The 3,120-nt window shown below is 41.4% G+C and carries 4 protein-coding genes; 1 reads left to right on the top strand and 3 read right to left on the bottom strand.

Annotation, left to right across the window (positions count from 1 at the left end):
* Nucleotides 1-1,143 (bottom strand): AAA family ATPase (locus AC5JL8_RS07185; RefSeq protein WP_495879095.1); only part of this gene is annotated, 1,143 nt, incomplete at its 3' end.
* Between AC5JL8_RS07185 and AC5JL8_RS07190 the strand changes: the two genes are divergently transcribed.
* On the top strand, nt 1,142-1,708 hold the full coding sequence (locus AC5JL8_RS07190) for a hypothetical protein (protein ID WP_495879096.1): 567 nt from the start codon (nt 1,142-1,144) through the stop codon (nt 1,706-1,708). The two genes, AC5JL8_RS07185 and AC5JL8_RS07190, sit on opposite strands and share 2 nt — an antisense overlap.
* 258 nt (nt 1,709-1,966) lie before the next feature.
* On the opposite strand, the gene AC5JL8_RS07195 is transcribed toward AC5JL8_RS07190, so the two are convergent.
* On the bottom strand, nt 1,967-2,305 hold the full coding sequence (locus tag AC5JL8_RS07195) for a hypothetical protein (RefSeq protein ID WP_495879097.1): 339 nt from the start codon (nt 2,303-2,305) through the stop codon (nt 1,967-1,969).
* Between the two features lie 112 nt (nt 2,306-2,417).
* Nucleotides 2,418-2,978, bottom strand: a complete 561-nt coding sequence (locus AC5JL8_RS07200; RefSeq protein WP_495879098.1) for a hypothetical protein — start codon at nt 2,976-2,978, stop codon at nt 2,418-2,420.
* Nucleotides 2,979-3,120 lie beyond the last annotated feature (142 nt).

Consider the following 3,120-nt stretch of genomic DNA (forward strand, 5'->3'; position numbering starts at 1 on the left):
GTTAGCTGAGGCAATAATTAAGACATTACTCGTTCGCTCTTGCATCCATGTCAATAGCATTCCTGCCAGTCTTCGTCCTAAGTCATCATCTCCCGCAAAGCCTTTGTCAAAATCATCCAAATAAAAGATAATCCGGTCAATCCTATCGACTAATGCCAGCAGTTTCTTCAGCTTATATTCTGCTTGATTACCATAACTACGGAAGTTGCCCCACTCCACAATCATCATTGGTACACCCAGCAGTTGAGAACAGACTTTAGCCGAGTAAGATTTTCCGGTTCCGGGTGGGCCAATTAACAGAATACCTTTTGGAATCCGCAGATTATAGGCTTGTGCTAATGGAGTCATCAGTTGTTTATACTTAAGGAATGACTCTTGCATCAATTCTAGCCCCCCTACTTTGATAGACGGAGACTGGAGAAATTCTACGTTATAAACTCGTCCCAGAAGATTGACTTTATAGGCAAGTATTTGAAGAGTTAGCTCTTGGGCAGAAATATCTTCCACATCCGATAGTGCCTCTCGAATACCATATTTAATATCTGCCATGTATAATCCCACAGCAGCTTGAGCTAAATCATGAGTTTCAGATGGATTGAAAAAAGGCAATGCTTCTTTGAGGTACGTATCAATTTCTTCAATAGTTGGTAGTTGTTGTGTGAGCGTCGGGATTAAGAGCGCAATGTCTGATGATAGTGTGGTGTTTGGCCCTAAAAGAATTGCTATCTTGTTACCATTACGGTTATAGAGCTTCAGATTGATGAGAGCAGATTTAATCCATCCAGAAGTAAGCCTGTCAGGATTATCACCGATCCAAGGAAATATCCCTTCTAATATGAGAATGCCCTGCAAAGACGTAGTTTTCCAAAAACGCAGGATTTCAAAATAGTGTTCGTGCCGAGATTTATCAGTAATAGCTTGATACTCACTTACAATATGTAGTGTCAGTTTTTCTTCTAGAATTTGTAACTGGCATAAAGAGTCATCTTCTAGTGACCACAAATAGCATTTTATATTTTGTGACTCACATTCCCTGGTAAGGCAAGTAAGTAATTTCAGACGTTCTTGTAGGGGAGATTCTACAGCTATCAACGGATTCTTTATCTTAATTAACTTGAAGATTTTTTGAACTAAGCTTTTCATGAAAAACCGTCCTTGCTATCCTATATTGCTCATCGGTGAAGGTGTCAGACAGGGCAATTTATCGCCGTTGATTTTACCTTCAAAATCAAACGAAAGCACAAAGCTAGGTGCTTCTGAGTTCGAGTTTGGCTTGATACTGAAAAAGTATTTTGACCCTGATATCTTTTCACAACAACAGTTGCTACCTTTGAACCATAAAGTCGCTTACAGCGCCGACTTTCTCTTCGTGGAACCAAATACAAATTTGCACATTGATTTAGAAATTGATGAACCATTTACTCTCCTCACTAATCAACCAATTCACTGTGTGGGTATGGATGACTACCGCAATAAATGCTTTGTCGAAGCTAACTGGATAGTACTTCGTTTTGCTGAAGAACAGGTGAAAAGTCAACCACAAAGATGTTTACGTGTACTGGCTAATGTTATTTACCAGTACACGAATAATGACTCTTGGCGGTTGTTATTCCAGGATGTTGAACGCTTAACTCCTTTATGGCAATGGACTACAAAACAATCTCACAAACTTTTAAAAGGTAATTACCGCAATCGTTACCTTCAATAGAGAATAGTGGTACACCACACAAACTTTGCTCCCGTGGTGAGCAAAGGAGCGAAGGAGCAGAGGGGAAGACTTATATAAAACTCCTCCATCTCCCCTGCACCCTTGCTGCCTCCACCCAACAATTTTGGGTTGCCAGACTACTAGTACAGCACGGCGTAAATAAAGCAACTATTTCAAATTCTTCAAAAGCCTGTCTTCTAAGCTTTTTGACTTTTGACTTTTGACTTCCGCGTTGCGGTACTAGTAGGGTGTAACTCCTTATTTCTGGATAGATAATGGTGGCAATTGATTTAAGAGATTGGCTGATGGATTGTGAACTTTAGCCAGGAATACAATCATCCCTAAAATCGCAAAAGCGGTAATAATTACCCTTTGTACGGATTCAAAGGTTTGTCTCTCTTTTGTTTGGCTGTAATACATTTTGTGGCAATACTGGTCATTGCTGCTACTTTGAAAGTATTCAAGTGCCTGAATAGTCCCTGTTACATCTTCTCCTCGTTGCACTTTCTCAACCAGAAGCATTTCCAGATTCTCTACTTTACTTACAGGCTTTATAACTTTCGGTTTGTCCCGCGAGGCAATGGTTTGTTGCAACATACTGGTTGATATAAAACAAAAATTACGTAAATTTTACGAACTTCTGCTGTTAATTACATCCAGCGAAACGCTATTCTTTGAGTGACTTTTTGCAAGGAAGCAATGCAAAATGTCATAATTCTAATTCGATTTGTCGTGAATTTCTGCACATTTGCGGACGGCTATCTACTTCAACGAAGAGGCAGGGGGAAGGGGGCAGGGAGCAGGGGGAAATGACCCCTTTCTTCTGCTGTGGAGCAGAGCGGAACATGGGTCTGAGTCCCCCACTTCTATTAAGTGGCTCTCGTTCAGGTGGGGTCGAATCTCCACCTGAACCATCTCCCCTGCCCCCCGCTCCCTGCTCCCCTGCCTCTTTTTCAAATGGGTCAGTATAATCCTCAAAAAGCTCTTGGGACAAGGCTCTGCCGTCTTTGTCAAGGTCGCTATTGAGAATGTGGTCTATCACAGAAAGAGGCATTCCTTTTTGTAGAGAATAGCCCAAGAGATTTTTCACAAACTCTGGTGTGGCCTGATTGTGTTTGAGCAGCAAAAGCAAGCAATTTCCTTGCTCTACGGTTGTTTGTGGAAGATTATTGATCCCCACATCAGTGCAAAGCGTTTCAAAGATTTGCACCCAGTGATCGTCAAAGTGCTGCTGAAGAGCGAATTGTGTTAGTTGTTCGGTATTATTCATGAGGATGAGGATGAAGATGAAGAAGGAGAATCAACAAGCATAGGTAAGAAGTTTTTCCAGCGATCTGGGTGGCAACGTTGAACTGTGTTAACAGGTTTAGCTGGATGGGGGACTAAAGGCTGTTGGCGGTCATACTTGAAAT

It is taken from the genome of Mojavia sp., assembly GCF_059505145.1.

Coding starts and splice junctions, on each gene's coding strand:
- AC5JL8_RS07200 (WP_495879098.1), bottom strand. CDS start 2,978: ATGAATAATACCGAACAACTAACACAATTCGCTCTTCAGCAGCACTTT.
- AC5JL8_RS07195 (WP_495879097.1), bottom strand. CDS start 2,305: ATGTTGCAACAAACCATTGCCTCGCGGGACAAACCGAAAGTTATAAAG.
- AC5JL8_RS07190 (WP_495879096.1), top strand. CDS start 1,142: ATGAAAAACCGTCCTTGCTATCCTATATTGCTCATCGGTGAAGGTGTC.